The sequence below is a fragment of the uncultured Psychroserpens sp. genome (assembly GCF_947503375.1).
In the GTDB taxonomy this organism is placed as follows: domain Bacteria; phylum Bacteroidota; class Bacteroidia; order Flavobacteriales; family Flavobacteriaceae; genus Psychroserpens.
On the sequence record NZ_CANNDQ010000004.1, the window covers coordinates 90,840 to 116,723 of the forward strand.

Below are 25,884 nucleotides of genomic sequence, written 5' to 3' on the forward strand. Positions count from 1 at the left end.
TTTATGAGAATTTAGTGGCACAAATTTACGGAATTTTCAAAAGAAGAGCTGTATGATTTAGAATAGTTTAATAGTTAATTATGGCTTCCATTAAAAGTGTGACTTGTTTCGAATAATAGGGTCTTAGATATTTGCACTTGGCTTTTAAACTTTTTTCATAAGTAAATATTTATATTTGTCACTATTAAAACCTTAAATCATGATACGTAAACTATTAACCTTCGTCCTTATTTTTAACCTCACTGCTTGCGCAGAATTACAAAGCGTTGTTGATCAGCTTCCACAAGGTGGAGGTGTTTTGAGTAATGCTGATATAGCTTCTGGTTTAAGACAAGCCTTAGATCTTGGTATTGATAAGCAAGTAAGTAAACTGACTCAGAAAGATGGGTTTTTTAAAAACGAATTGGTAAAAATCTTACTTCCAGATGAGTTACAAAAAGTAGACAAAGGACTTAGAGATATAGGCCTAGATAATCTTGCAGACGAAGGATTAAAAGTATTAAATCGTGCTGCTGAAGACGCTGTAAAAGAAGCAACACCGATTTTCATTAATGCAGTTAAAGATATTACATTCAATGATGCTAAGAACATTTTACTTGGCGATGACAATGCAGCTACTCAATACCTAACAAGTAGAACACAAACAGAGTTATATAATAAATTCAAGCCTGTAATAAATAATTCGTTTTCTAAAGTAGGTGCAGATCAAATTTGGGCTAACCTTATCAATAAATACAATGCAATTCCATTTACCAACAATGTAAATCCTGATCTAACTGATTATGTTACAGGTGAAGCTTTAAAAGGGGTTTATACTATGATTGCTGTTGAGGAAAAAGAGATTAGAAATAAAGTATCATCTAGAACTACAGATTTACTTCGTAAAGTATTTGCATTACAAGATTAATAATACTTAATGTAAAGCTAATATTTACGTAACATTGATGTAAATACTTTATAGCATATTTGTAATGTTAGCAAAAGTAATTTACTCTTCACTTTATTTGAATTAGAAAAGTTAGTAAGAAAATCGGTCTACAAATTGAGATCGATTTTTTTTATTCACAATCTATATCATTAAGTTGCTGCTTTCTAATATTTTAAATATATTTAATGTCACAACCATTGTAGTAATGAAAAATCTAAACGAATTAAAAAGTCACCAACTCAAACTACAAGCACGTTATAAACAACTTATTGAACAAGCCTACAATTTCCGTCAAACTGATTCAGCATTTAGTGATATTTCTGAATACAAGGCTATAAAACTCTTACATAAACTCAATAAGCTAAAGTTCTTGGATAGAGATTTTTCTAAAATCTCTTGTAATTAATTTTTACATAAATTTAACTTTAAGCTGCATCTGTACCTTGTTTTATGGTCGTATATAAAATAAAACAAGTCATGAGTCGTCATTTTTGTAGAATAGGACATGTAAGTCTTAGCCATAAAAGTTTACTTAATCTTGGTGAGCTAGAGCACAAATATTATCATTTTATTGAAGAAGCTTATAATGTGATGCAAACAGATGCTAGCTTGAGTGATTTTTTATATCATGAAGCTTCAAAAATAAAGAAGCGCATACGTAATCTTAAAACTTCAAAAGCTAAAGGTCGTCACGTAAAGTTCTAAAATAATCAAACACTTTCAAAAGTCGAGAGCCATACCAAGAAAATGCTTCGCCATCAACAATTTTAATTATTGTATTTGGGAATAATGGCTTTAATATTTTTACATCTTTTTCCTTAAAAGGATAAGGTTCACTGGACAACAATATCATTTCTGGTTTTAGCTGTTTTAGTTGTGATAATTCAATTTCAGGATAACGATTGTCATTTTTATAACAGTTTTCAAAATTATTTATCGTCAACATTTCATTAATAAATGTATTCTTTGCTGCTACCATCCATGGATTTTTCCATATAAAATAAGTTACTTTTAATTTTTGAGATCCTTCAATATGCTTTGCGAAAGCTTTTTGTTTAGCCTTTATAGAAGCTACCATAGATACAGATGCTTTTGTTTTGTTAAACAGTTTGCCATACATAAGTATTAATTGCAAGCTATCTGTTATAGTATATACATCACTAATATGAACTGGAGCAATAGCTTGTAATTTACCAATCATATCTTTTGTGTTCTCTTCTTTATTACAAAGTATGATGTCTGGCTTGAGTGCTTTTATCTTTTCAAAATGTACTTGTTTTGTACCTCCTACTATGGCCTTTTTTTGTTTATAATGAACTGGATGTACACAAAACTTTGTTATACCTACAATTTCATTTTCTAAGCCAAGATCATGTAACAGCTCGGTTTGTGAAGGCACAAGCGATACAATACGTTTAGGTATTTGCGTTAGCGATATGATTCTGTTAAGTTGATCTTTCAAAAGAAAATTATACCGTTATGATAGAAAATTTATTTTCTAGCGGATTGAGATCATCGATTAACTTAGATATGAGCTCTATACCATGCTCTAAATAAAATTCTGAAAAATTCATTTTGCGTTCTTGCAAGCTTTGATTTGGAAATAAGTCATTTTGAATCAAAATGATACGATCTAAATGGTCTTTTAACTTACGCTTCTGTGCTTTGAGTAGTCGCTTTTCTAAATGTTCTAACCCTTTTATTTGTTTTCGTTCTTGGGCAGAAACCGCGCCTGTAAATGAAGCATCGGTTTTTTCAGCTAAATGATACAAGCCTTTAAATTGTTGTGCTAAGTAAGTTTTTTGTTCAGAAAAGTCAATCTTGATTTCTGATATTTTTTTGGTGACCTTGGTTTTTAATTCTGCTTGTTCTAAAAATAAATCTGAAATTGGAACTTCTAAATTTTCTAGCTTTTGTTTCTGTTTTTCAGTAATTAAAAGTACCGAATTACGTAATAATAGCATTGGATACGTAACACCTTGCGCATCAAAATTAGATCTCAATTGAAGCCAATACGCCAGTTCTCCTCCTCCACCTATATAGCATAAGTTTGGTAAAATGACTTCTTGATATAGCGGTCTCATAATCACATTTGGAGAAAATCGTTCTGGCTTCTCAATTAGATGTTGTGTTATTTCACTTTTACTCCATTTAATATTAGTATTGTTAACGTAAAACGTACCATCTTTTTCTATAATACGCTCACGTATACCTTCTTTATTATAAAAAAGATTAATTTTTCTAGGATTCACCTGAATTTTATAATTTCCATCTAACGCATTTAGTTGCTTGTTTGCTTGGGTTACTTTATCAAATGAAGTTTGTTTGTATAATTCATTCTTTAGGTAAGGTATGAAAAGACGCTTTAAATCAGCATTATCTCCATCTACAATGACCAAGCCATGATCTTTAAACAATTCATTCACCAAATAATGCATAGCTTGCGTAAGATTATCGTGTGATAAATAGGCATTTTCAAACAAGCTTTTCAATTGAGTGGCATGAATAGAGGTATCTAACTGACTGCTAAAGACCTTAAAAACTTCGTCTAGACCTTTTAAGTTCAATGCTCCAACTGCACCAGAGGCTTCTCGATTCCATTGTACCTTTTTACCCTTAAAATTAAAAAAGTTGATCTCTTCAAAATCGTGATCTTCAGAAGCCATCCAATATATTGGAACAAAATTATATTTTGGGTACTTAATCTTTAGCTTTTTGCATAAATTGAGTGTAGAGATGACTTTGTAGAAAAAATATAATGGTCCAGTAAACAAATTCAATTGATGACCAGTAACTACTGTAAATGTATTGTTATCATTTAAAAGATTAATATGTGTTTGGGTAGCTTCAGAAATCAGAAAATTTTTGTACTGCTCATTTAAGTTATCTACTAAAACTGCTCTTGTTACACGATCGAAGTTCTTTTGCTTTTCATCTATTTGTGCTTTAAAAGCATTTAGGTTAGGAAAGCGATTGTAAAATGGTTTTAAAGCTTCTTTTTCATCTAGATAATCACATATTAAGGAAGAAAAATAGTTAGTTTCTCTAAACGATATATAGTCGGTTGGCATAAATACAATTCTATTGAGTTGTAAATATACAGTTATTCCTATTTCTTGTTTCTAAAAATTACGTTAAGAGTTTTATCCTAAAAAGTTTATAAACTAAAAAATTATGACACTTAATTGATTACATTCGTAGCTATAAAACGGTAATACAGACTGATGAATCCTATTGATATTCTAGTCAAAGATCTAAACGAAAATGACTTATGGAGCAAACAAATTTTACTTCATAGAAAAGACTACCTTAAAGTAAATGCCAGTATTGATACCAACTTGTACTTAGTTGTTTCTGGTAGTTTGCGAATTTTTGTAATCGACTCAAATGAAGAACATACCATTCGATTTGGTTATAAGAATAATATTATTGCAGCTTTAGATTCATTCATAAGTGAAAGTCCCTCAGACCTATATATACAAGCCCTCAAGCATACCACTTTAAAGGTTGTCGAAAAATCTAAATTAATGAGTTATTTTTCGTCTTCTCCTGAACGTTTAAACTTATGGCGAATTATTTTGGAGAATTTTGCACTTCAACAAATGGAACGAGAACGAGACATCTTAACCAACTCACCTTTGGAACGCTATGAACGCGTTTTAAAACGAAGTCCGCAATTGTTTCAAGAAATACCTAACAAATATATAGCGTCCTATCTTAGGATGACTCCTGAAACACTCTCAAGAATTAAAAAATCTTAATTTCAATCAATTTTTTTACTACTGAAAATCATCAATTTTGTAAAAAATAAAGTAATGACTATAGCAACTACTAATCTACTTCAAAATTTAATTGAAAGAACACATCAAAATTTAAATGAAGCTGAAAAGTACTATCAACTTTCAATAGAGCTTCTCAACTATAAACCACATTTAGATTCTTGGAGTATTTTAGAATGTTTAGAACACTTAAATTTATATGGAGACTTTTATCTTAGAGAGATCGAACAACAAATGAAAAATTCAAGAAAAGCGCCTTCTTCACATTTTAAACCTGGTTTACTAGGGAATTATTTTGCAAAACTAATGTTACCGCAAGAAGGGATGAAGAAAATGAAGACCTTCAAAGACAAAAACCCTATTAATAGTCGTTTAGATAAAAACACAATCGAACGCTTTATCAATCAGCAGCAACAAACCCTAGAGTTGTTGAATATTGCTAAAACAAAAAACTTGAATAACGTAAAGACTGGTATTACTATTTCCAGATGGATTCGCTTAAAGCTAGGAGACACCTTTAGAGTAGTCGTCTACCACAATGACAGGCATATTGCACAATGCAATGCAATACTGAATAACAAAAAAAGCTTGAATTAATCTTATCTAGAATAATTAGGAGCCTCTTTAGTTATGGTTACATCGTGAGGATGGCTTTCATTAATTCCAGAAGCAGTAATTTTCACAAAGCGACCTGAATTTTTTAAGGTTTCAATATTCTTAGCACCACAATATCCCATTCCTGCCCGTAAGCCACCAATAAACTGATGAATGCTCTCAACCAATTCTCCTTTGTATGGTACACGACCTACAATACCTTCAGGTACCAGTTTTTTAATATCATCTTCAACATCTTGAAAGTAGCGATCTTTGCTACCTTGCTTCATCGCTTCAACAGAACCCATACCACGATACGACTTAAACTTTCGCCCCTCATAAATTATAGTCTCTCCAGGACTTTCTTTAGTACCAGCTAAAAGTGAACCCAGCATCACACTATCTGCACCTGCAGCAATAGCTTTGGGGATATCTCCTGTGTATCTAATACCTCCATCAGCTATTACTGGAACTCCAGTTCCTTTAATAGCAGCAGCAACTTCAAGCACTGCAGAAAATTGAGGAAATCCAACACCAGCAACAACTCGCGTTGTACAAATAGAGCCAGGACCTATACCAACTTTAACTGCATCTGCACCTGCATCTACTAAATATTTTGCAGCCTCTCCTGTCGCAATATTACCTACGATTACTTCTAATGTTGGAAACTTTTCTTTGATGGCTTTCAAAACCATAACCACCCCTTTTGTATGGCCATGAGCTGTATCAATGATTACAGCATCTACACCAGCTTTCACTAAAGCTGAAGCTCTTTCTACGGCATCACCAGTAACACCAATTGCAGCAGCAACTCGTAATCTACCATAAGAATCCTTATTAGCATTTGGTTTTTGTGTTACTTTAGTAATGTCTCTAAATGTGATGAGTCCTACCAATTTGTAATTATCATCAACAATTAGTAGTTTTTCAATTTTGTTTTGCTGAAGAATCTTTTCTGCATCTTTCAACGAAGTCCCTTTTGCAGAAGTAACTAGATTTTCAGAAGTCATCACCTCAACAATTGGTCTATCGTTTTCATGTTCGAATCGCAAATCACGATTGGTCACAATACCTTTCAATGTACCGTTATCATCAACAATTGGAATACCTCCTATTTTATGTTCAGCCATGTTAAGCTTAGCATCTGCTACTTTAGCTGTTAATGGTAATGTAACAGGATCTATGATCATACCACTTTCTGCACGCTTGACCTTACGTACTTTTTCAGCCTGTTGCTCAATGGTCATGTTCTTGTGAAGTACTCCTATTCCTCCTTCTTGCGCCATAGCAATGGCCATTTTACTTTCTGTAACTGTATCCATAGCTGCAGAAACAACTGGGATATTAATCGTTATGTTACGTGTGAATTTGGTTTGAATGTTTACTTCACGTGGTAGAACTTCAGAAAATGCTGGAACTAAGAGTACGTCATCATAAGTTAGACCTTCTCCAACAATTTTATTTTCGTGTGCTGTCATGATGCAATTACGGTTATAATTGCATGCAAATCTACGTATTTTTTCCCATTATAATTAATTTAAATCAGGAATAGTACAAAGCGTATTAAATGTGGGATGGAAGCCAAAAGATTTTAAATCTATTTGTGGTTAGATCAAAGGACAACGTTTGCAATTAGTTTTACCTTTTTTTTTGTATTTCTTACAACATTTAGACTTCTTATTGGTATTACAATATACAATACAAGATGTAATAATAATTGGTGTAGGTGCTTCTGAAAAATCTGATTGCATTATTTTAATTTATTCTAAATAAATGCAAATTTATAAAAAAAAGATTCCTATTTAGGAATCTTAATGCATATAGTTATTAACAGTTTAACTATTTACTATCGTGAGCTGCAGCGATAGCATTGATATCACGATCAAATAAATAATGACCAGACTTATCACTACCAATAATATTCAATTTATCCAATAATGTTCTCGCCATAGCTTCTTCTTCCAACTGTTCGGTTACATACCATTGCATAAAGTTGTGTACATTATAATCTTTAAGCTCTAAACATTTATATATTACATGGTTGATTTGCTCAGTTACAAACATTTCGCTTTCTAGAAATTTCTCGAACAACTCATTTAACCCTTTGTAAGTTGCTTTTGGTTTTTCTAATTCAGGGATTTCAACATTACCACTTCTTTCGTTTACGAATTTCACCAATTTGGTCATGTGTACACGCTCTTCTTCTGATTGACTGTAAAAGAAATCGGCAACACCATTATAACCTTTAGCATCAGCCCAAGAAGCCATTGCCAAATACTGCATAGATGCAGTAGCTTCATACTTTATTTGATTATTTAATAGTTCTTCTATTGTAGCATTCATCTTTCTTTTTTTTAATAATGAGCTACTAAATTAAGCATTCTGATTTAGAATTTCGTATTCCATCAATCTTTATAATATTAAATGCTAAAAATTCTACCAGTAAGAATAAATTGATTATCAAATAATTATAAATTTTATTTTTATTTATTCTAAATAAACTTTGTTTAAGTAAAATTCATCCTTAAATTTGCGCCCATATTATTAACTATTTTAAATCAGTCTAAATAAATGAAATCCAAAATCGTATTATTATTCCTACTTATCTGCGGAGTGGTTGCAGCTCAAAATAATGATAACACTAAAAAAGATTCTATTCAGCAACTTGATGAAATATTGCTCAAAACGAATGTTATTTTTGGTAGCAAGTATCAAGCAAAAAACAGAACGGGATCTTCATATTACATTTCTCCTGAAGAACTTCAAAAATTTAATTATACAGATATCAACAGAGTACTCAGAACTGTTCCTGGTGTTAACATCTACGAAGAAGACGGTTTTGGTCTAAGGCCAAATATTAGTTTAAGAGGGACGTCACCAGAACGTAGTGCTAAAATTTCGATCATGGAAGATGGTGTTCTTATTGCTCCTGCTCCATATAGTGCTCCTGCAGCTTATTACTTTCCTTCTGTAGCAAGAATGGAAGCTGTGGAAATACTAAAAGGTAGTAGTCAAGTACAATATGGCCCATTTACTACGGGTGGTGCAATTAATCTTGTTTCTAGTCAAATTCCTAACACATTTCGTGGTCAAGTAAAAGCAAGCACAGGAAGTTTTAACACAAATCAGTTTCATGCAAAATTTGGAGATCAAAAAGGTGTTTTTGGTTATAGTATAGAATATTTGAATTTTAATTCGGATGGTTTTAAAAATCTACCTGATGAAAGCAATACTGGCTTTGATAAAAATGATGTCGTTGCTAAATTTAGAATCAATAGTAAGGCTGATGCCGAATTTCAACAAGCAGTAGATGTTAAATTTCAATATTCAGATGAGGTATCAAACGAGACTTACTTAGGTTTGAGCCAAAACGACTTTAATATTAATCCTTTTGACAGATATGCCAGTTCTCAAGAAGATGTTATGACTAATGATCATATACAATTTATGGTTACTCATCAAATGGATTTTAATCAAAAACTAAGAATTACTACTACAGGATATTATAATGGCTTTTCTAGGAATTGGTATAAGTTGAATGATGTTGTCTCCGACGGAGAAAAAATTGCTATAGCTTCAATACTTGAGCGCCCAAATGAATTTCCTAATCACTTTAATATTGTTAATGGAAATACAAACTCTGATGCTGATGCACTTTTAGTAAAAGCTAATAATAGAGATTATGTTTCTAAAGGCGTACAAACAAAATTTGATTATCATTGGTCTGGAGAACAAATGTTTCATGATCTAGAGATAGGTTTACGTTATCATTATGATGAAGAAGATCGTTTTCAATGGAAAGATGGTTATAGCATCATTAATGGTGAAATGATCCAAACTACAGAAGCTACACCTGGTACTGATGCAAACAGAATAAGTAGTGCTAAAGCATTTGCTGCATATGCCTTGTATAAATTAAAGTATAAGAACCTTACACTAACTCCAGGTCTTAGATATGAAAACATAGTTTTAGAACGAGAAAATTTTGGGTCTAATGATCCTAGTAGAGTTGGGAACAACCTTTCAACTAGAGAAAACAGCGTTGATGTCTTCATTCCTGGTATAGGCTTTAACTATAAATTTAATAACGATGTTTCTGTTTTTGGTGGAGTACATAAAGGATTTTCTCCTCCAAGTAATCAAGAAGGACAAAAAGCTGAAGAGAGTGTAAATTATGAAATAGGAACAAGATTTAATCTTTTAGGCTTACGAGGAGAGGTTGTCGCTTTTTATAATGATTACAGTAATTTGCTAGGAAGCGATTTGGCAGCAACAGGAGGAACTGGCTCACTAGAACAATTTAATGCAGGTGAAGTAAGTGTTAGAGGTTTAGAGGTCTTATTTAACTATAATCTTTTAAATAAAAATTCAAAATTTGAGTTGCCAATTACTTTTGGATATACTTTTACAGACACAGAATTTCTTAATAGTTTTGGAAGCGATGATGACCTTTGGGGAGAAGTTACAAAAGGTGATGAACTACCCTACATAGCAAAACATCAATTCAACACATCAATTTCTTTAGAGCATAGGAAGTTTGAATTAAATCTAAATGGACGATATAATGGTGCTTTTAGAACTACTGCTGGCACAGATGATATTACAGACACCAATGGTGTGACCTCTAATTTCATAATAGATTTTTCAGGAAAATATCATATTACCAAGTATTTAAGCCTTACAGGAAACGTGATCAATCTATTAGATGAAACCTATGCTGTATCAAGAGTTCCTGCTGGACTAAGACCTGGTCACCCATTTGGAGCATATGCTGGTTTAGAATTAAAATTCTAGTTCAGTTCTCTCTCTATTGGATTAAAAAAAGAGTCATTATAAAAATAATGACTCTTTTTCTTTAATGATATGAAGTAAATATTTTTGTTGCTTCATTGTAAGCACTTTCAAAGCTCATGGCATTGAGCTGATTATTCTTTTTGGATGTAAAATATGATAGTAATTTTTCGGTAGGCATGTTCCCTGTAAGCTCATCCTTGGCCATAGGACAGCCACCAAATCCTTGAATAGCACCATCAAATCGCATACATCCTGCCTTGTAAGCTGCATCAACCTTTTCAAACCATGTGGTAGGTGTTGTATGTAAATGGGCGCCAAACTCGATATTTGGATATTTTGGAATAAGATTTGAAAACAAATAATCTATACTCTCAGGATTTGAACTACCAATAGTATCACTTAAAGATAAGATCCTAACTCCCATTTTACTAAGTCGTTCTGTCCAATCTCCAACAATACCAACATCCCAAGGATCTCCATAAGGATTTCCAAAACCCATAGAAATGTAAACTACAACTTCTTTATTATGTGCATTTGCTAATTCTAATATCTCTGACAATGTCACCACAGATTGCGCTATGGTCTTATGCGTATTTCGCATTTGAAAATTTTCAGAAATTGAAAACGGATAACCTAAATATTGGATTTCAGGATGCTGACATGCATCATTTGCACCTCTAGTATTTGCAATTATTGCTAAAAGTTTACTTGTTGTAACACTCAAATCTAATTGAGATAATACTTTTGCAGTATCTACCATTTGAGGAATTGCTTTTGGTGAGACAAAGCTCCCAAAATCTATAGTATCAAATCCAACCCTTAATAACGATTGTATGTATTGTACTTTTTTATCTGTAGGAATAAAATCCTTTATCCCTTGCATAGCGTCACGAGGACATTCAATTATCTTAAGTGGTGTATTCATTGTTGTTCAAAGATAGTAATTAAGATGATTTTTCAGCAGCTATTTTTTTGAGATAAAAATGATAATTGCAATTCCAATAAATACAATAATTTGTAACCATTTAAGGTATAAACCGATACGGTTGCTTTGTTTGATGTAATTAGAAATCCAGCCAGCTAAAATTGCTATTACTGAAAATATGATTGCTGAAACAAGCATGAATAAGATCCCTAGAACATAAAACTGACTTACAGTACTCAGTGAACTACTAAATAAAAACCCAGGAAAGAACGCCAGAAAAAAGATAGATACTTTAGGGTTTAAAACATTCATAACAAAGCCTTGCTTAAATAATTGTACTACACTTTTTTTAGGAATATTTTGAGAGCCTATATGTAATTTTGAATTAGACTTGTATACCTTATATGCAAGATATAATAAGTATGACGCACCAAATAACTTAATCATAAAAAAAAGCAGGTCGTTCTCTTTTATAATAGCAGATACTCCAAACGCAACTAATGTTGTATGCACTAAACAACCAGAAATCAAACCAGCAACAGTAGCAAAGCCATATTTTTTTCCATTAACAATACTTTGCATTAACACATAAATATTATCTGGGCCAGGAGAAATAGCTAAAGCTGAAGTAGCTATTACAAACGATATAAGAAGCTCGTAATTCAGTAGTTAAAAATTTTAAACAAAAATACTATTAAAATAAAGTTTTAAAATATTGTAAGTAATTAAAATACAATTACGACTTAAACATAACATAATCATTAAGCTATAGAAATGAAAAACTCTACTTTATATTTAAAATTCGCTACAATTCTACTTCTTTTTTGCTCGCTTAGTTCTGTTTTTGCTCAATCTACAGCCAGATATAATATTACATTTAGTAGTGATTGGGAAAATGAAATAGTAGATCCAATTAAAGGTAATAGTACAGCTCCAATACCTAGTAATGCACACTGGTCAAACCTAGTTGGTGCTACTCACAATAGTAATTACAAACTGGTAGAAATGAATACATTAGCTTCTGTTGGTGTAAAGGATGTTGCTGAACGTGGTGTAAACACCGAATTATTTAACGAAGTAAATAGCGAGATCGCAAACGGTAATGCTGATCAATGGTTACAGCAAGGGTTCTCTCCTTTTGCAGCTATTAGTTCTGCTACTCTAAGTAATGTGATTGTAAGTTCAGATTATCCTTTACTGAGTTTAGTATCTATGATAGCACCTAGCCCAGATTGGTTTATTGCCATAAATAGTATTAATCTTAGAAATGGAAATAATTGGCAAACACTCATAGAAATTCCTTTATTTCCTTATGATGCAGGAACCGATAGTGGCACAACTTATACCGCTAATAATCAACCTACAACACCAAACTTTGAACCTGTTTCATCACTCATCAATGAAGGTCCGTTTAATGCAAAACCCATTGGTACTCTAACGATAACATTAGATCAAGTATTGAGCGTTGATTCAAATAGTATTAATAAAATAGCACTTTACCCAAACCCGACTAATGGAATGATAACATTTAGTACATCTTCAACAAACCCATTAGAAGAGGTTCTCGTTCATGATGTATTAGGGAAACAAGTTGCTAAAATTGAAAATCAAAATCATAAAAATGAAATAAACTTAGATTTAAGTACTTTAAATGATGGTGTATACCTAGTTAAACTAAGACTCTTTGATGGTTCAATATCAACTAAGAAAGTGGTAAAAAACTAACGAAAACATGTGTTTGGTCTAGAAAAATATATGTTTTATCGAATTTTTTGTATTTTCGCTTGCAATCGAAATCTACATATGATATTATGAAATTAAGAACCCAAACCAAAAACATCTTTAATTTAGGTGTTTTTCTATTAGCGACACTATTTGTTTCTGCACAAGAGCACACACCTCAATGTGGTACTGAATATACTCCTGAGGCTGAAGCCTATATCAAGAACCTTTTGCCACAACTAAAGCAATATGAACGTGAGTTCTTTTCTAATGATTTACAGAGAAGATCTTCATCTGCTATTAGTTCTGTTCCTGTAAAAGCACACATTATTAGAACAAGTTCTGGTACTGGTGGACTTTCAGAAGCACAGTTGAATGCAGCTATGGCAGTAATGAACAACTATTATGCTAACGCATATTTAGAATTCTTCTTATGTGACGGAATTAATTACATTAACAACAGTTCATTTTATGACTTTGAAACTAATGAAGAAGGCCTCATGACTTCGGCAAATAATGTTCCTAATGTTATCAACATCTATTTTGCAAACTCGGTTACGAGTTCTTCATCTGGAAATGGCTTGTGTGGTTATGCTTACCCTCCTGGTGGACAAGATGTTATTTTAATGCAAAACTCTTGTGCTACAAACGGAAGTACATTATCTCATGAAGTTGGGCATTTTTTTGGATTACCTCATACACACGGAACAAGTAATAGTACACTTACAGAAGAGTTAGTTGATGGCTCAAACTGTACTAGCACTGGTGATTTCATTTGTGATACACCAGCAGATCCACAATTAGGTTCTAGTAATGTTACGCCATCATGTGTCTATGTAGGAACTGGTATTGATGCTAATGGTCAAGCATATGTTCCAGATCCATTAAATATCATGTCGTATTCTCGTAAGGCTTGTAGAACTCAGTTCTCTCAAGGACAATATGCAAGGATGTATGCTATTTATCAAGCAACAAGAGATAATATGGCATGCCCAAGCATAAGTGTAAATATGATTACAAATGCTTCAAGGAATTGTACGTCTTTAGATGTTGCATTTACAGATAGTAGTTCTGGAGCAACTTCATGGCAATGGGATGTAGATGGTGATGATGTCATAGATTACACAACGCAAAACCCATCGCATACATATAACACTGAAGGTGTTTATGACGTTGCACTTACCATATCAAACGGGAGTGAAACGATTACTAGAGTTTTTCAAGAAATTGTAGAATTTGATGGCACTCAAGATATTTCAACTAGTGAGATCAATTTGATTCTAACTTTAGACGATTATCCTACTGAAACTACATGGGAACTAAGAGATGGCAATGATGCTTTACTATATTCTGGCGGACCTTATATTGAAGGTACTGATGATTTTACTACTATTAACGAAACATTTACAGTTGCTTCTAACGAATGCTATTCATTTACTATAAATGATAGTTTTGGTGATGGCATCTGTTGTTCAAATGGTACTGGTTCATATACATTAACAGATGAAAATAACTTTCCAATAACAGTTGGTGGCCAATTTACTTTTATTGATCAAGCATTTATGGCAAACGATGTATTAGGTATTGATGACTATTTTGTAAATAGCGATCTTTCACTATTTCCAAATCCATCAAACTCTATTATTACTATAAAGACTAATAACACCAATAATTTGCCTGACACTTATGCTATCTATAATATGTTAGGTCAATTAGTTAAACGTCAATCTATCGCACAGCTAGAAGATCTTTCTATAAATGTTGAAGCATTTAGCGATGGTATGTATTTTATAAAACTGCAAAAAGATAATGATTCAAGTACATTGTCCTTCATTAAAAATTAATTGCTATACTATATATAATAAAAAAGGCGAACATTACTCAGTTCGCCTTTTTTATTAATGCTTTATTAATTGTCTTTATAAGCTTAGGGCCTTCATATATGAAACCTGTATAGAGTTGTATTAAGTCTGCACCTGCTTCCAGTTTCTCTAAAGCGTCCTTCACCGAATGTATTCCTCCTACACCTATGATTGGAAATGCTTTGTTACTTTTTTCCGCTAAAAACTTAATTACTTCAGTAGAACGGTTTGTTAAGGGTTTACCACTTAAACCACCAACCTCTTTTTGTTTTTCTGAAATTAATCCTTCTCTAGAAATAGTGGTATTAGTAGAAATTACACCATCAATTTTTGTGTCAGAAATAATGGTTATGATATCTAGCAATTGCGCATTGGTTAAATCTGGAGCAATCTTCAATAATATAGGCTTTCTTTTATTATGGTTAGCATTTTCTAATTGAAGTGTCATTAGTAGCTCTGTTAATGGCTTTTTATCCTGTAGTGCCCTCAAGTTTGGTGTATTAGGAGAACTAACATTCACCACAAAATAATCTACATGCTCAAATAAAGCATTAAAACATATCTTATAATCTTCAACAGCTTCAGCATTAGGAGTTACTTTATTCTTACCAATATTTCCACCAATGAGTACGCCTTTGTTGGCTTTTAATTGCTCAACAGCAGCTTCAACACCTCCATTGTTAAATCCCATTCGATTTATAATAGCTGAATCTTCTTTTAACCTAAACAAACGTTTTTTTGGATTTCCTGATTGTGGTTTAGGTGTCAACGTTCCAATTTCTATAAATCCAAAACCAAAGTTTGATAACTCATTATAAAGTTTTGCATCTTTATCAAAACCTGCAGCCAAACCTATCGGGTTTTTAAAGGTCAATCCAAAGAGTTGCCGCTCTAATGACTCATGTTCTATTACGTATAAGTATTTGAACAAATGACTAACACCTGGAATTTTGCAAAAAAATCGAATTAAGGAAAATGTAAAATGATGAATTTTTTCTGGGTCAAAAAGAAAGAAGATTGGTCTAATAAAAAACTTATACATGACTATAATTTAAGTGCAAAAATACAACACTTATTATTTAATTATCATATAATTAATTTGAAATAATCATTTTAGTAAGCAGTTAAGACAACCAATTATTTGGCTACTATTGATGCACAAAACATTACAATTATTTTAAATGTTTTAAGATAAAACATCAAGCACTATTAATTTTTATAATAATACCTTCTTAATCCCATTTGCATTTTTTAATTTTGAAAAAACACCTTCAATGATAGACAAACAACACCTGATCAATAGATTCATCAGTTATGTTACAGTAGATACAGAGTCTGACCCAGAAAGCAACACCACACCAAGTACAGCTAAACAATGGGATTTAGCACATGCTCTCGCAAAAGAATTAATTGCAATTGGTATGAAAGATGTGTCTATAGACAACAATGCTTATATTATGGCTACACTACCAAGCAATGTTGATCATGATGTACCGACTATTGGCTTTATTTCACATTTTGATACAAGTCCAGATTTCACTGGAGCTAACGTAAAGCCTAGAGTTATAGAAGATTATGACGGTAAAGATATAGCACTCAATGTAGAGCAAAACATTATCTTATCTCCAGATTATTTTGAAGACTTATTGCTATATAAAGGGCAAACACTCATTGTCACAGATGGTACTACTTTGCTTGGAGCCGATGATAAAGCTGGTATTACTGAAATTGTCTGTGCAATGGAGTATTTAATTAAACATCCAGAGATAAAACATGGAACCATTCGCGTTGGTTTTACTCCAGATGAAGAAATTGGTAGAGGTGCTCATCATTTTGATGTCGAAAAGTTCGGAGCAGATTGGGCATACACAATGGATGGAAGTCAGATTGGCGAATTAGAATATGAAAATTTTAATGCAGCTGGTGCAAAAGTAAAAGTAAAAGGTAAAATTGTTCATCCTGGTTATGCTAAAGGAAAGATGATCAACTCTATGTATATTGCCACAACATTTATCAACTCCCTACCTAGGTTAGAAACACCAGAACACACTGAAGACTATCAAGGCTTTTTTCATTTACACCACATTGATGGCAAAGTAGATGAAACTATATTACAGTATATTATAAGAGATCATGACAAAGCACATTTTGAAGCTCGAAAAGAAGTGATGCAAAAATTAGCCAATGATATCAATGCCGAATATGGTCGTGAAGTAATTACTTTAGAAATCAAAGATCAATATTTTAATATGAAGGAAAAAGTTGAGTCTGTTATGCATATAGTAGATATTGCCGAAGAAGCTATGAAGCAATTAGGGATTAAACCTTTAATTAAACCTATTCGTGGTGGTACTGATGGTTCACAGCTTTCATATATGGGTTTACCGTGCCCAAATATATTTGCTGGAGGACACAACTTTCACGGTCGTTACGAATATGTCCCTGTTGAAAGTATGATTAAAGCAACCGAAGTTATTTGTAAAATTGCAGAATTGACTTCTGAAAAAGCTAAATAAGTAATGAAAAAGGTTTATTCTGTTGAAGAATATATTGAAAACAATGTTCACTATACTGAAGCATTAATGACGCTCAGAGAGCTCATTAATACTACTGAGTTAGAGGAAACCATCAAATGGAGCATGCCTACCTATTGCTTAAACGGAAAAAACATTTTAGGTATAGGTGCTTTCAAACATCACTTTTGTTTATGGTTTCATCAAGGGGTGTTTTTAAAAGATGAACAAAACCTTTTAATCAATGCACAAGAGAATAAAACTAAAGCCTTAAGGCAAATGCGGTTTGAATCGTCAAATGATATAGACAAACACTTAGTCTTAGCTTATATTAAAGAAGCTATTGAAAATCAAAAACTAGGGAAAGCGATAAAACCTCAGCGCATAAAAAAACAAGTACCTACACCTAAAGAATTAAAACACGTTTTAGAAACTCAGCCTGAACTAGATGAAAGTTTCAAAAAACTAACTTCTGGAAAACAAAAAGAATATTGTGAATATATAACTGATGCAAAAAGAGATATAACTAAGCAAACTCGACTTGAAAAAATCATTCCAATGATTTTAAATGGTGTTGGCTTAAATGACAAATACAAGAATTGTTAAGTTAATCATTCTAAATAAAAAAAACTCCGAAGGTATTACTTTCGGAGTTTTTTTATTTAGGAATTATTATTCCTATTCTTTATTTTGTTGTTGCTGGAGTATTGAGTTTTTTGCTCATTTCCATAGAAATTGCAGAACGTTCAAATTTAATTTTCCCAGCAAGGGTTTCGATGACACAACTGTTGTCTTTATCGTTAAGATCAACAACCTTACCATGCAAACCACTTTTGGTAATTACCTTATCGCCTCGTTTTAAATCAGCTGCAAACTTTTTTTCTTGTTTGGCGCGTTTCATCTGTGGTGCGATCATGAAGAAATACACCACAGCAAACATGGCAACAAATGGTAAAATACTTTCCATAATACGTATACGCTCTAAACGTTATTGGTTTAGTTTATTGATTGCTGCAGTTCCTGCTTTTTTAGCTGGAGCATTTGGATCTGGTTCAATAAATGCTTTGATTTTTACAACTTCTGATCCTTTTTCAGTATTGGTAGTAAGTGTAATGCTTTTGCTTACTTGATTATTACCTTTACCATTGAACTTAACTGTAAATTCAGCAGATTCTCCTGGAGCTAAAGGTTCTTTTTTCCAATCTGAAGGAACTGTACATCCGCATGTACTTTTAATGTTACTTACCACTAGTGGAGACTTTCCTGTATTTGTGTACTTAAATTTTGTTTCAACTGGTGTACCATTTACTATAGTACCAAAATCATGCTCAGCTTCATCGAATGTAATTACTGGAAATTCACTAGAAGCAGCATCTCTTTCAGCAGCAGCAGCTACATTATCTGAATTGATCTTACTTGTAGCATCTTCTTTACATGATGTAAATGCTACTAAACAAAGCGCACTTAATCCTAATATTACTTTTTTCATTGCTTTAAATTTTTGGTTAAATTTTTTAAGATTTTTGATTTAAGGTCGTAAAAGTAATGATTATTTCAAGTAATTAAAATTTTTTAGGAGTTTTTGAGCCAAATTTTAACGTTAACCTCTAGGTTTTAAAGGCACTTAAAGTAATCCTCTTCCTATCTTGTTGAGTGTTTTAGACGTTGTATATTCTTTTACGATTTTGTCAAGAATACCGTTTATAAAATTACTACTCTTAGGTGTAGAATACTCTTTAGCAATCTCTAAATATTCGTTGATCGTTACTTTCACAGGAATTGAAGGGAATTTTTGAAATTCACAAATTGCCATTTGCATGAGTACAGTATCAATCTGTGTAATTCGATCTGAATCCCAATTTTTGGTTTTTGAAGCAATTTCTTCACTAAAGACACTTTGATTCAAAATAGTCTTTTTCAATAAATCTACACCAAAATCCCTGTCGTCAAGATCTTTAAATAGTTTCGGTAAAAAGTGTTGTTCTGAAGTAGTAGGCTTTAACTTTTTTATAAGTTTTAATATTCCAGTATTCACCACAGGAATATCGTCAAGCCAGGTTAGTTTTTTATCTTCAAAGTAATCGTAAAGCTTATCGCTTGGCGCAATAAGTTCTTCAAATATTTCTATAATAAATTCTTTGTCTTCTCTAAATGTTGAAACTGAAGTAGACATATAATCTTTATACAAATCACTTTCTATTATTGCTTTGTACAATATATCAACGTATTCAAAATCTAAATACCAAGGGTTTAGTTTACGGTTTTCTAGCTCTTCTTTTAAGGATTGATTAGCAACTAACATCAACAATACCTCATTGTTGATAAACTTAGAGTTTGGGTTTTTTTCTGCTTGAGTAGCTAAAAACTTTTTTTGCGTCTTAATTTGATGATCTTTAGCTTTTTTATGAATTTCAATAAGTAGTGATAATATACTTAGATAAAGCTCGTACGTACTTTCAAAACTTCCCCTTAAAAAAGTTTCACTAACCTTTAGGTTTTCACTTTCACTACCCTTAAAAGCGTAAAGGGCTTGCATGACTTTGATACGTATATGTCTTCGGTTGAGCATGTAAAGAACTTTAAATAAAAAACGTTATTCAACTTACTGTTTTTAGAAAAACGCTTTGCAAAAATACTATAAATTTAAAAGTTAGAGCAATTATTATTTAGACTGTTCTCTTTTTCTAATTTCAATACGTTCTTTAGCAATGTTTAAAGCTGCAATATTAGTAGTTTCATTATTTGCATGAGCACGAATTAATATCTCTTCAGTAGTATTGTATATATTTTCTGTTTTACGCATTATTTCTTGCCTTCCATAATTTTCAAGCTCAGCATAAACATTGATGATTCCTCCAGCATTTATTAAAAAATCTGGAGCATAAACAATACCTCTTTCTTGCAATTGTTTGCTATGCTTATCTTCAATAGCCAATTGGTTATTAGCAGCACCAGCAACAACTTTAGCTTTCAATTTAAAGATGGTATCATCATTAATTGTTGCGCCAAGAGCACAAGGCGCATAAATATCCATCTCTTCAGAATAAATATCTTGTCCGCCATAAATTGTAACGTCGTACTTAGATTTTACATTTTCTAAACGTTCTTGACTAATATCTGCAATAGTTACATTGGCGCCTTCATTCACAAGATGTTCTACCAAGGCTTCTCCAACATGACCAATACCTTGAACAAATACTGATTTATCTTCAAGTATATCACTTCCAAATTTAAACTTTGCTGCAGCTTTCATTCCCATAAAAACGCCATAGGCAGTTATTGGAGATGGGTTTCCTGCGCCACCTTTACTTTCAGAAATACCAGTAACATAAGGTGTTACTTCTCTTACAAGATCCATATCTTCAGTAGTCATTCCTACATCTTCAGCAGTAATGTATTTGCCACTCAAGGAATGTACAAACTCACCAAATCTTTTCATAAGTTCTGGTGTTTTTTGAGTCTTAGCATCACCAATAATAACGGCTTTTCCTCCTCCAAGATTTAAACCAGTAATGGCAGACTTAAAAGTCATACCTCGTGACAAACGTAGTACATCATTAAGCGCTTCCCATTCGTTATTATAATGCCACATTCTAGTACCACCAAGTGCTGGTCCTAAAACTGTATTATGAATACCAATTATTGCTTTTAAACCAGTATCTTTGTCGTTGCAAAACACAATTTGTTCGTGATTATCAAAAGATAATTGCCCAAACACTGGGTCTATTTTATGAAGTTCAGTGGAACTCAAAACATCTGATGTCATGTAAATTAAATTTGAATGCTATTTTAAATTATAAATAAAATAGCGTGCAAAAATAAACCAATATTAGAGTATTAACAAAAATATGTGTGTTAAATTAACATATCTCTAAAATTTGAAGCTCCATTTTTTAATGAAAGAACTACGACACATCAACAAATATTTTTATAAGTATCGCTATCGTTTACTCTTTGGTATAATTATAACCATTTGCGCAAAGATATTTGCTTTATTTACACCAAGATTAATAGGGAAATCTATTACTATCATATCTAAAGGATTGAATAATGAGGTTACTAAAGAGGTCTTCAGGCATGAACTTGCAATGAATATTATGTATCTTATCATTGCAGCTATTATAGCTGGTGTTTTTACATTTTTAATGCGCCAAACCATTATAAACGTTTCTCGCTACATTGAATACGATCTTAAAAATGAAGTCTATCAACAGTATCAGCGTTTATCACTCAATTTTTATAAGTCAAATAGAACAGGAGATCTTATGAATAGAATAAGTGAAGATGTAACCAAAGTTCGTATGTATACAGGACCTGCAATAATGTACACAGCAAACATGGTTACGCTTTTTATAGTAGCATTGATATATATGTTAAGTGTAGCGCCAAAATTAACATTATATACAATGTTGCCACTACCACTTTTGTCGATCATCATTTACAAACTGAGTCGAGTAATTAATAAACGTAGTACTATTGTTCAAGAATATTTGTCAAACTTATCAACATACACACAAGAATCGTTTAGCGGAATTTCTATCATTAAATCTTATGGTATAGAAGACCAAAATAATCAAGCATTTGCAACACTGTCAAACGAAAGTAAACAAAAACAAATAGATTTGACTAAAGTGCAAGCCTTATTCTTTCCTTCCATGATCTTATTAATTGGAATTAGTAATATTCTTGTGGCTTATATAGGAGGAATGCAGTATATCAATGGCGAAATTGAGGACATTGGCACCATAGCCGAATTCTTAATTTACGTAAATATGCTTACTTGGCCTGTAGCTACAGTAGGTTGGGTCACAAATTTAGTACAACAAGCGGAAGCATCCCAAAAACGTATCAACGCCTTTTTGAAACAAGAACCAGAGGTTAAAAATAATAATTTTAATTCTACACCAATTGAGGGTAATATTGATTTCAAAAATGTAACTTTTATTTATCCAGACACTAATATAAAAGCTTTGGATGGTGTTAGTTTTTCTTTGAAAAAAGGTGAAACACTAGCAATTCTTGGAAAAACAGGTTCTGGGAAGTCAACCATACTAGATCTCATTGGTAGATTATATGATGTTCAAGAAGGTTCTATAACGGTTGATGGTGTTTCGATTGACCAAGTTAACTTAAATAATCTCAGAGATAGTATTGGCTATGTGCCTCAAGACGCATTTTTATTTTCAGATACAATTGAAAACAATATTATGTTTGGCAAAGAAGACGCTACCATAGATGAAGTTATTGAAGCCGCAAAGAATGCAAATGTTCATAAGAATATTAAAAAATTCACTTATGGTTACCAAACTAAATTAGGCGAACGCGGTATCACCTTGTCTGGTGGGCAAAAACAGCGTATATCTATTGCGAGAGCAATTATTAAAGCACCTGAGATCATGCTCTTTGATGATTGTTTATCTGCTGTAGATACCGAAACTGAAGAAAAAATATTAAACAATCTCAAGAAAGTATCTCGAGGTAAAACGACAATAATTGTCAGCCATCGTGTTTCATCAGCTAAAAATGCAGATAAGATTATTGTACTTGATGATGGTAAAATTGTTCAAAATGGAACACATGATTATTTGATAAACATAGACGGATACTACAAAGAACTTTATTTAAATCAACTAAGCTCAAAAGAATTATAATTATTTGTTGTTTACCTTACTTTTTTTTTAGATTTTTGAAGCACTTAACAACACAAATAATATAAAATTAGCTATGAGTGATCACGGAATGATGGAGAAAGAGGAAATTTTCTCAAAAGTACTAAGAGCAGGACGACGTACTTATTTTTTTGATGTTAGAGCTACAAAAGCTGGCGACTATTATCTAACTATTACCGAAAGTAAAAAATTCACGAACGACGATGGTTCTTTTCATTACAAAAAGCATAAGATCTACCTATACAAAGAAGATTTTAATGAGTTTAATAATATCTTGAGAGAGATGACTGACTACATTATTACTGAAAAAGGTGATGAAGTTATTAGCGAAAGACATCAAAAAGACTTTAAAAAAGAAGAGTATACTTCTAACAACGATGATGTTGCTGAAGGTGGAACTTCTACAGATAATTCAGATTCTGCTGATAAGTTTACAGACATTAACTTTGAAGACATTTAATTTTTAAATTATATGTTAAAACATATGAAACCGTTACTTTATGTAACGGTTTTTTTATTTTTACATGCCAATACTTAAAACCTCTAATTGTAATTCTGTTGCCTATGAAACGTATTATATTCCTTCTCTTACTATCGGTTATCCATATTAATGCTCAGAATACAATAGATCTATCATATTATATTCCTCAAGATATTACATACAATCCTGAAATTCCTACACCAAAATCAATCATCGGTCATCAGGTAGGAGAATGGCATATTAGTCACGATAAGCTTGTACATTATATGCAAGTTTTAGCCGACGCTTCAGATCGGATAACGATAGAGAATAGAGGCAAAACTTTTGAAGATAGACCCTTACTTTTATTAACAATAACTGCTCCAAAGAATCATACCAATCTCGAAAAAATAAGAAAAGAGCACATCGCAGCTACAGAAACAAACCAAGCAGACGTGAACAACAGACCAATAGTGGTATATCAAGGGTTTTCTATACATGGCAATGAAGCAAGTGGCTCTAATGCAGCTTTACTTGTCGCCTATTATCTAGCAGCTGCAGAAAGTGATGACGTTAAACAAATGCTAGAGCATACAATCATCCTCTTTGATCCTTCATATAATCCTGATGGTCTACAACGCTTTGCATATTGGGCCAACACCAATAAGAGTAAAAATTTAAATCCAGATCCTAATGATAGAGAATATGATGAGGTCTGGCCAGGAGGAAGAACAAATCACTATTGGTTTGATATGAATAGAGATTGGCTTCCGGTACAACTTCCAGAGTCTAAAGTTCGTATTAAGAGTTTTCACAAGTGGCTTCCAAATATTTTAACAGACCATCATGAAATGGGCACGAATTCTAGTTTCTTTTTTCAACCTGGAATTCCCTCACGAACTCACCCACTCACTCCAAAGATAAATCAAGAACTCACAAAGGCTATTGGAAATTTCCACGCTAAAGCCTTAGATAAAATTGGATCCTTATATTATACTGAAGAAAATTTTGATGATTTCTATTATGGTAAAGGTTCTACATTTCCAGATATCAATGGTAGTATAGGTATACTTTTTGAGCAAGCTAGTTCTCGTGGACATGTACAAGAAAGCGATAATGGAATCTTAACCTTTCCTTTTGCCATTCGGAATCAATTTACCACAGCGCTATCTACCTTAGATGCAGCAAAAACTATGCGTACAGCTATTTTGAAATATCAACATGACTTTTATAAAAATGCGAGAATTGAAGCCAGAAAGTCCAATGATAAAGCCATTGTATTTGGTGATGAAAAAGATGCTGCAAAAACCTATCATCTAGCAGAAATATTAAAACAACATCAAATCGAATTTAACGAGATTAAAAAAGATTTCAAAGCCAACAATAAGCACTTCAAAAAAGGTTATGCTTACATAGTACCGAAAAACCAAAAGAATATAAGACTGATCAACGCTATGTTTGAAAAGCGAACTAAATTTCAAGACAGTTTGTTTTATGATGTTTCTGCTTGGACTTTCCCTCTAGCTTTTGGTCTAGACTATGCAGAAAACGTAAACATCGAAAATGCTGGTAAAAAAATTGAAACCCTTCAAATGAAAACTGGTAATGTCTCTTCCAGAAGCAACTATGCTTATCTTATGGAATGGCATGAGTATTACTCTCCTAAAGCACTAAACACTATTTTAAATAAAGGTATAAGAGCTAAGGTAGGAATGAAACAATTCATTATTAATAGTAAAATATTTGATTACGGAACAATATTAATTCCTGTTCAAAATCAAAATATGTCTACTGAAGATCTCTATCAGTTTCTACAAACTGTAGCTAAAGACAACCACATACAAATTGAAGCTGTAAGTACTGGGTTAACTAAAGGTATAGACCTAGGAAGCAATCAATTTAAGACCTTAACGCAACCAAAAGTAGCTCTAATTGTTGGTGACGGAATTAGAAGCTATGACGCTGGAGAAATATGGCACTTATTTGATCAACGCTACGATATGCATATCACTAAATTAGATAGTAAATCATTAAATTATGCTAATCTTGAACGCTATAATACCATTATCATGCCTAGTGGATCATTGCAGAAAGATGCAAGCGAAAAATTAAAACAATGGGTTGGAAACGGTGGAACATTAATAGCATACAGAAATGCTTTACGATGGTTAAAAAGTAATGAGTTGATGGTATTGGACTTCAAAAAAATGGAACTAACAGCTAAAGATATTTCATTTGAAGAACGTAGCGATTTTAGAGGAGCACAAGTTATTGGCGGCGCCATATTTGAAGCCATACAAGACCGATCACATCCTGTAAATTTTGGATACAAAAACGAATATATTGCTTTATTTAGAAACAACACGATATTTGTAAAACCAAATAAGCAAAGTTATGATAACCCATTACAGTATACTAAAAATCCATTGTTAAGTGGTTACATTTCAAAACCAAACTTAGACAGTTTGGCATTAACCGTTCCATTTAAATTTAACAAGTTTAAATCTGGAAGAGTTATAGCATTTACAGATAATACAAATTTTAGAGCTTTTTGGTATGGTACAAATAAACTCTTGATGAATGCCATATTTTTTAGAGAAGAATTTTAACTTCTTCAATAGAAAAACATGTATAAATT

At 32.3% G+C, this 25,884-nt stretch carries 24 protein-coding genes; 13 read left to right on the plus strand and 11 right to left on the minus strand.

All coding sequences use genetic code 11. The features are described from left to right. The first annotated feature begins 199 nt into the window (after window positions 1-199). From Q0876_RS08165 to Q0876_RS08175, 3 genes are all read left to right on the plus strand, one after another. Complete coding sequence (locus Q0876_RS08165) at window positions 200-907, plus strand: DUF4197 domain-containing protein (RefSeq protein ID WP_299226080.1); 708 nt, start codon at window positions 200-202, stop codon at window positions 905-907. Between the two features lie 226 nt (window positions 908-1,133). Continuing rightward, entirely contained in the window at window positions 1,134-1,334 is a 201-nt protein-coding gene (locus Q0876_RS08170; RefSeq protein WP_299226083.1) for a Lacal_2735 family protein, read from the plus strand. A 71-nt stretch (window positions 1,335-1,405) separates the two neighbouring features. After that, the gene (locus Q0876_RS08175; RefSeq protein WP_299226086.1) at window positions 1,406-1,633 is read left to right on the plus strand and encodes a Lacal_2735 family protein; all 228 of its coding nucleotides are present in this window, start codon (window positions 1,406-1,408) and stop codon (window positions 1,631-1,633) included. Here the strand turns inward: Q0876_RS08175 and Q0876_RS08180 are convergent. Beyond that, a complete protein-coding gene (locus Q0876_RS08180; RefSeq protein ID WP_299226088.1) occupies window positions 1,608-2,390 on the minus strand; it encodes an ABC transporter substrate-binding protein in 783 nt (260 codons plus the stop codon). The genes Q0876_RS08175 and Q0876_RS08180 overlap by 26 nt on opposite strands. A gap of 7 nt (window positions 2,391-2,397) precedes the next feature. Beyond that, on the minus strand, window positions 2,398-3,999 hold the full coding sequence (gene bshC, locus Q0876_RS08185) for a bacillithiol biosynthesis cysteine-adding enzyme BshC (protein ID WP_299226091.1): 1,602 nt from the start codon (window positions 3,997-3,999) through the stop codon (window positions 2,398-2,400). A 153-nt stretch (window positions 4,000-4,152) separates the two neighbouring features. Between bshC and Q0876_RS08190 the strand changes: the two genes are divergently transcribed. Together Q0876_RS08190 and Q0876_RS08195 are read left to right on the plus strand one after the other, a co-directional pair. Continuing rightward, entirely contained in the window at window positions 4,153-4,689 is a 537-nt protein-coding gene (locus Q0876_RS08190; RefSeq protein WP_299226094.1) for a Crp/Fnr family transcriptional regulator, read from the plus strand. 54 nt (window positions 4,690-4,743) lie between these two features. Beyond that, window positions 4,744-5,304: a DinB family protein gene (locus Q0876_RS08195; protein ID WP_299226097.1), complete on the plus strand. Its 561-nt coding sequence runs from the start codon at window positions 4,744-4,746 to the stop codon at window positions 5,302-5,304. 2 nt (window positions 5,305-5,306) lie between these two features. On the opposite strand, the gene guaB is transcribed toward Q0876_RS08195, so the two are convergent. Both guaB and Q0876_RS08205 read right to left on the minus strand, forming a co-directional pair. Then, the gene (gene guaB, locus Q0876_RS08200) at window positions 5,307-6,779 is read right to left on the minus strand and encodes an IMP dehydrogenase (protein WP_299226100.1); all 1,473 of its coding nucleotides are present in this window, start codon (window positions 6,777-6,779) and stop codon (window positions 5,307-5,309) included. A 361-nt stretch (window positions 6,780-7,140) separates the two neighbouring features. Beyond that, entirely contained in the window at window positions 7,141-7,644 is a 504-nt protein-coding gene (locus tag Q0876_RS08205) for a ferritin (protein WP_299226102.1), read from the minus strand. Window positions 7,645-7,872: 228 nt separating this feature from the next. Here Q0876_RS08205 and Q0876_RS08210 point away from each other — a divergent pair, with 228 nt between their 5' ends. Beyond that, a complete protein-coding gene (locus tag Q0876_RS08210) occupies window positions 7,873-10,095 on the plus strand; it encodes a TonB-dependent receptor (protein WP_299226105.1) in 2,223 nt (740 codons plus the stop codon). A gap of 61 nt (window positions 10,096-10,156) precedes the next feature. On the opposite strand, the gene Q0876_RS08215 is transcribed toward Q0876_RS08210, so the two are convergent. Together Q0876_RS08215 and Q0876_RS08220 are read right to left on the minus strand one after the other, a co-directional pair. Continuing rightward, complete coding sequence (locus Q0876_RS08215; protein ID WP_299226108.1) at window positions 10,157-11,020, minus strand: hydroxymethylglutaryl-CoA lyase; 864 nt, start codon at window positions 11,018-11,020, stop codon at window positions 10,157-10,159. Window positions 11,021-11,059: 39 nt separating this feature from the next. After that, window positions 11,060-11,686, minus strand: coding sequence for a LysE family translocator (locus tag Q0876_RS08220; protein ID WP_299226717.1), 627 nt, complete (start codon window positions 11,684-11,686; stop codon window positions 11,060-11,062). 108 nt (window positions 11,687-11,794) lie between these two features. Here Q0876_RS08220 and Q0876_RS08225 point away from each other — a divergent pair, with 108 nt between their 5' ends. Next, window positions 11,795-12,745 carry a spondin domain-containing protein gene (locus Q0876_RS08225; protein WP_299226111.1) on the plus strand — a complete coding sequence of 317 codons (951 nt, stop codon included), beginning with the start codon at window positions 11,795-11,797 and terminating at the stop codon, window positions 12,743-12,745. Window positions 12,746-12,831: 86 nt separating this feature from the next. Then, window positions 12,832-14,586 carry a T9SS type A sorting domain-containing protein gene (locus Q0876_RS08230; protein WP_299226114.1) on the plus strand — a complete coding sequence of 585 codons (1,755 nt, stop codon included), beginning with the start codon at window positions 12,832-12,834 and terminating at the stop codon, window positions 14,584-14,586. A 37-nt stretch (window positions 14,587-14,623) separates the two neighbouring features. Here Q0876_RS08230 and Q0876_RS08235 read toward each other — a convergent pair whose 3' ends face one another. Continuing rightward, window positions 14,624-15,646 (minus strand): quinone-dependent dihydroorotate dehydrogenase, encoded by a 1,023-nt coding sequence (locus Q0876_RS08235; protein ID WP_299226117.1) that lies wholly within the window; start codon window positions 15,644-15,646, stop codon window positions 14,624-14,626. Window positions 15,647-15,878: 232 nt separating this feature from the next. Here Q0876_RS08235 and pepT point away from each other — a divergent pair, with 232 nt between their 5' ends. After that, entirely contained in the window at window positions 15,879-17,120 is a 1,242-nt protein-coding gene (gene pepT, locus Q0876_RS08240; RefSeq protein ID WP_299226119.1) for a peptidase T, read from the plus strand. Between the two features lie 3 nt (window positions 17,121-17,123). Next, entirely contained in the window at window positions 17,124-17,723 is a 600-nt protein-coding gene (locus Q0876_RS08245; protein WP_299226122.1) for a DUF1801 domain-containing protein, read from the plus strand. A 79-nt stretch (window positions 17,724-17,802) separates the two neighbouring features. Here Q0876_RS08245 and yajC read toward each other — a convergent pair whose 3' ends face one another. The 4 genes from yajC to Q0876_RS08265 all read right to left on the minus strand — a co-directional run bounded on the left by yajC (window position 17,803) and on the right by Q0876_RS08265 (window position 20,883). Next, a complete protein-coding gene (yajC, locus tag Q0876_RS08250; RefSeq protein WP_299226125.1) occupies window positions 17,803-18,084 on the minus strand; it encodes a preprotein translocase subunit YajC in 282 nt (93 codons plus the stop codon). Between the two features lie 21 nt (window positions 18,085-18,105). After that, window positions 18,106-18,606, minus strand: coding sequence for a DUF1573 domain-containing protein (locus Q0876_RS08255; RefSeq protein WP_299226127.1), 501 nt, complete (start codon window positions 18,604-18,606; stop codon window positions 18,106-18,108). Between the two features lie 135 nt (window positions 18,607-18,741). Then, a complete protein-coding gene (gene nusB / locus Q0876_RS08260; RefSeq protein ID WP_299226130.1) occupies window positions 18,742-19,686 on the minus strand; it encodes a transcription antitermination factor NusB in 945 nt (314 codons plus the stop codon). A gap of 93 nt (window positions 19,687-19,779) precedes the next feature. Continuing rightward, on the minus strand, window positions 19,780-20,883 hold the full coding sequence (locus Q0876_RS08265) for a Glu/Leu/Phe/Val dehydrogenase dimerization domain-containing protein (protein ID WP_299226133.1): 1,104 nt from the start codon (window positions 20,881-20,883) through the stop codon (window positions 19,780-19,782). Between the two features lie 130 nt (window positions 20,884-21,013). Between Q0876_RS08265 and Q0876_RS08270 the strand changes: the two genes are divergently transcribed. The 3 genes from Q0876_RS08270 to Q0876_RS08280 all read left to right on the plus strand — a co-directional run bounded on the left by Q0876_RS08270 (window position 21,014) and on the right by Q0876_RS08280 (window position 25,855). Further along, window positions 21,014-22,768, plus strand: a complete 1,755-nt coding sequence (locus Q0876_RS08270; protein ID WP_299226136.1) for an ABC transporter ATP-binding protein — start codon at window positions 21,014-21,016, stop codon at window positions 22,766-22,768. A gap of 73 nt (window positions 22,769-22,841) precedes the next feature. Further along, window positions 22,842-23,246 carry a PUR family DNA/RNA-binding protein gene (locus Q0876_RS08275; RefSeq protein WP_299226139.1) on the plus strand — a complete coding sequence of 135 codons (405 nt, stop codon included), beginning with the start codon at window positions 22,842-22,844 and terminating at the stop codon, window positions 23,244-23,246. Window positions 23,247-23,350: 104 nt separating this feature from the next. After that, on the plus strand, window positions 23,351-25,855 hold the full coding sequence (locus tag Q0876_RS08280; protein ID WP_299226142.1) for a M14 family metallopeptidase: 2,505 nt from the start codon (window positions 23,351-23,353) through the stop codon (window positions 25,853-25,855). Window positions 25,856-25,884 lie beyond the last annotated feature (29 nt).

Coding starts and splice junctions, on each gene's coding strand:
- Q0876_RS08165 (WP_299226080.1), top strand. CDS start 200: ATGATACGTAAACTATTAACCTTCGTCCTTATTTTTAACCTCACTGCT.
- Q0876_RS08170 (WP_299226083.1), top strand. CDS start 1,134: ATGAAAAATCTAAACGAATTAAAAAGTCACCAACTCAAACTACAAGCA.
- Q0876_RS08175 (WP_299226086.1), top strand. CDS start 1,406: ATGAGTCGTCATTTTTGTAGAATAGGACATGTAAGTCTTAGCCATAAA.
- bshC (WP_299226091.1), bottom strand. CDS start 3,999: ATGCCAACCGACTATATATCGTTTAGAGAAACTAACTATTTTTCTTCC.
- Q0876_RS08190 (WP_299226094.1), top strand. CDS start 4,153: ATGAATCCTATTGATATTCTAGTCAAAGATCTAAACGAAAATGACTTA.
- Q0876_RS08195 (WP_299226097.1), top strand. CDS start 4,744: ATGACTATAGCAACTACTAATCTACTTCAAAATTTAATTGAAAGAACA.
- guaB (WP_299226100.1), bottom strand. CDS start 6,779: ATGACAGCACACGAAAATAAAATTGTTGGAGAAGGTCTAACTTATGAT.
- Q0876_RS08205 (WP_299226102.1), bottom strand. CDS start 7,644: ATGAATGCTACAATAGAAGAACTATTAAATAATCAAATAAAGTATGAA.
- Q0876_RS08210 (WP_299226105.1), top strand. CDS start 7,873: ATGAAATCCAAAATCGTATTATTATTCCTACTTATCTGCGGAGTGGTT.
- Q0876_RS08215 (WP_299226108.1), bottom strand. CDS start 11,020: ATGAATACACCACTTAAGATAATTGAATGTCCTCGTGACGCTATGCAA.
- Q0876_RS08225 (WP_299226111.1), top strand. CDS start 11,795: ATGAAAAACTCTACTTTATATTTAAAATTCGCTACAATTCTACTTCTT.
- Q0876_RS08230 (WP_299226114.1), top strand. CDS start 12,832: ATGAAATTAAGAACCCAAACCAAAAACATCTTTAATTTAGGTGTTTTT.
- Q0876_RS08235 (WP_299226117.1), bottom strand. CDS start 15,646: ATGTATAAGTTTTTTATTAGACCAATCTTCTTTCTTTTTGACCCAGAA.
- pepT (WP_299226119.1), top strand. CDS start 15,879: ATGATAGACAAACAACACCTGATCAATAGATTCATCAGTTATGTTACA.
- Q0876_RS08245 (WP_299226122.1), top strand. CDS start 17,124: ATGAAAAAGGTTTATTCTGTTGAAGAATATATTGAAAACAATGTTCAC.
- yajC (WP_299226125.1), bottom strand. CDS start 18,084: ATGGAAAGTATTTTACCATTTGTTGCCATGTTTGCTGTGGTGTATTTC.
- Q0876_RS08255 (WP_299226127.1), bottom strand. CDS start 18,606: ATGAAAAAAGTAATATTAGGATTAAGTGCGCTTTGTTTAGTAGCATTT.
- nusB (WP_299226130.1), bottom strand. CDS start 19,686: ATGCTCAACCGAAGACATATACGTATCAAAGTCATGCAAGCCCTTTAC.
- Q0876_RS08265 (WP_299226133.1), bottom strand. CDS start 20,883: ATGACATCAGATGTTTTGAGTTCCACTGAACTTCATAAAATAGACCCA.
- Q0876_RS08270 (WP_299226136.1), top strand. CDS start 21,014: ATGAAAGAACTACGACACATCAACAAATATTTTTATAAGTATCGCTAT.
- Q0876_RS08275 (WP_299226139.1), top strand. CDS start 22,842: ATGAGTGATCACGGAATGATGGAGAAAGAGGAAATTTTCTCAAAAGTA.
- Q0876_RS08280 (WP_299226142.1), top strand. CDS start 23,351: ATGAAACGTATTATATTCCTTCTCTTACTATCGGTTATCCATATTAAT.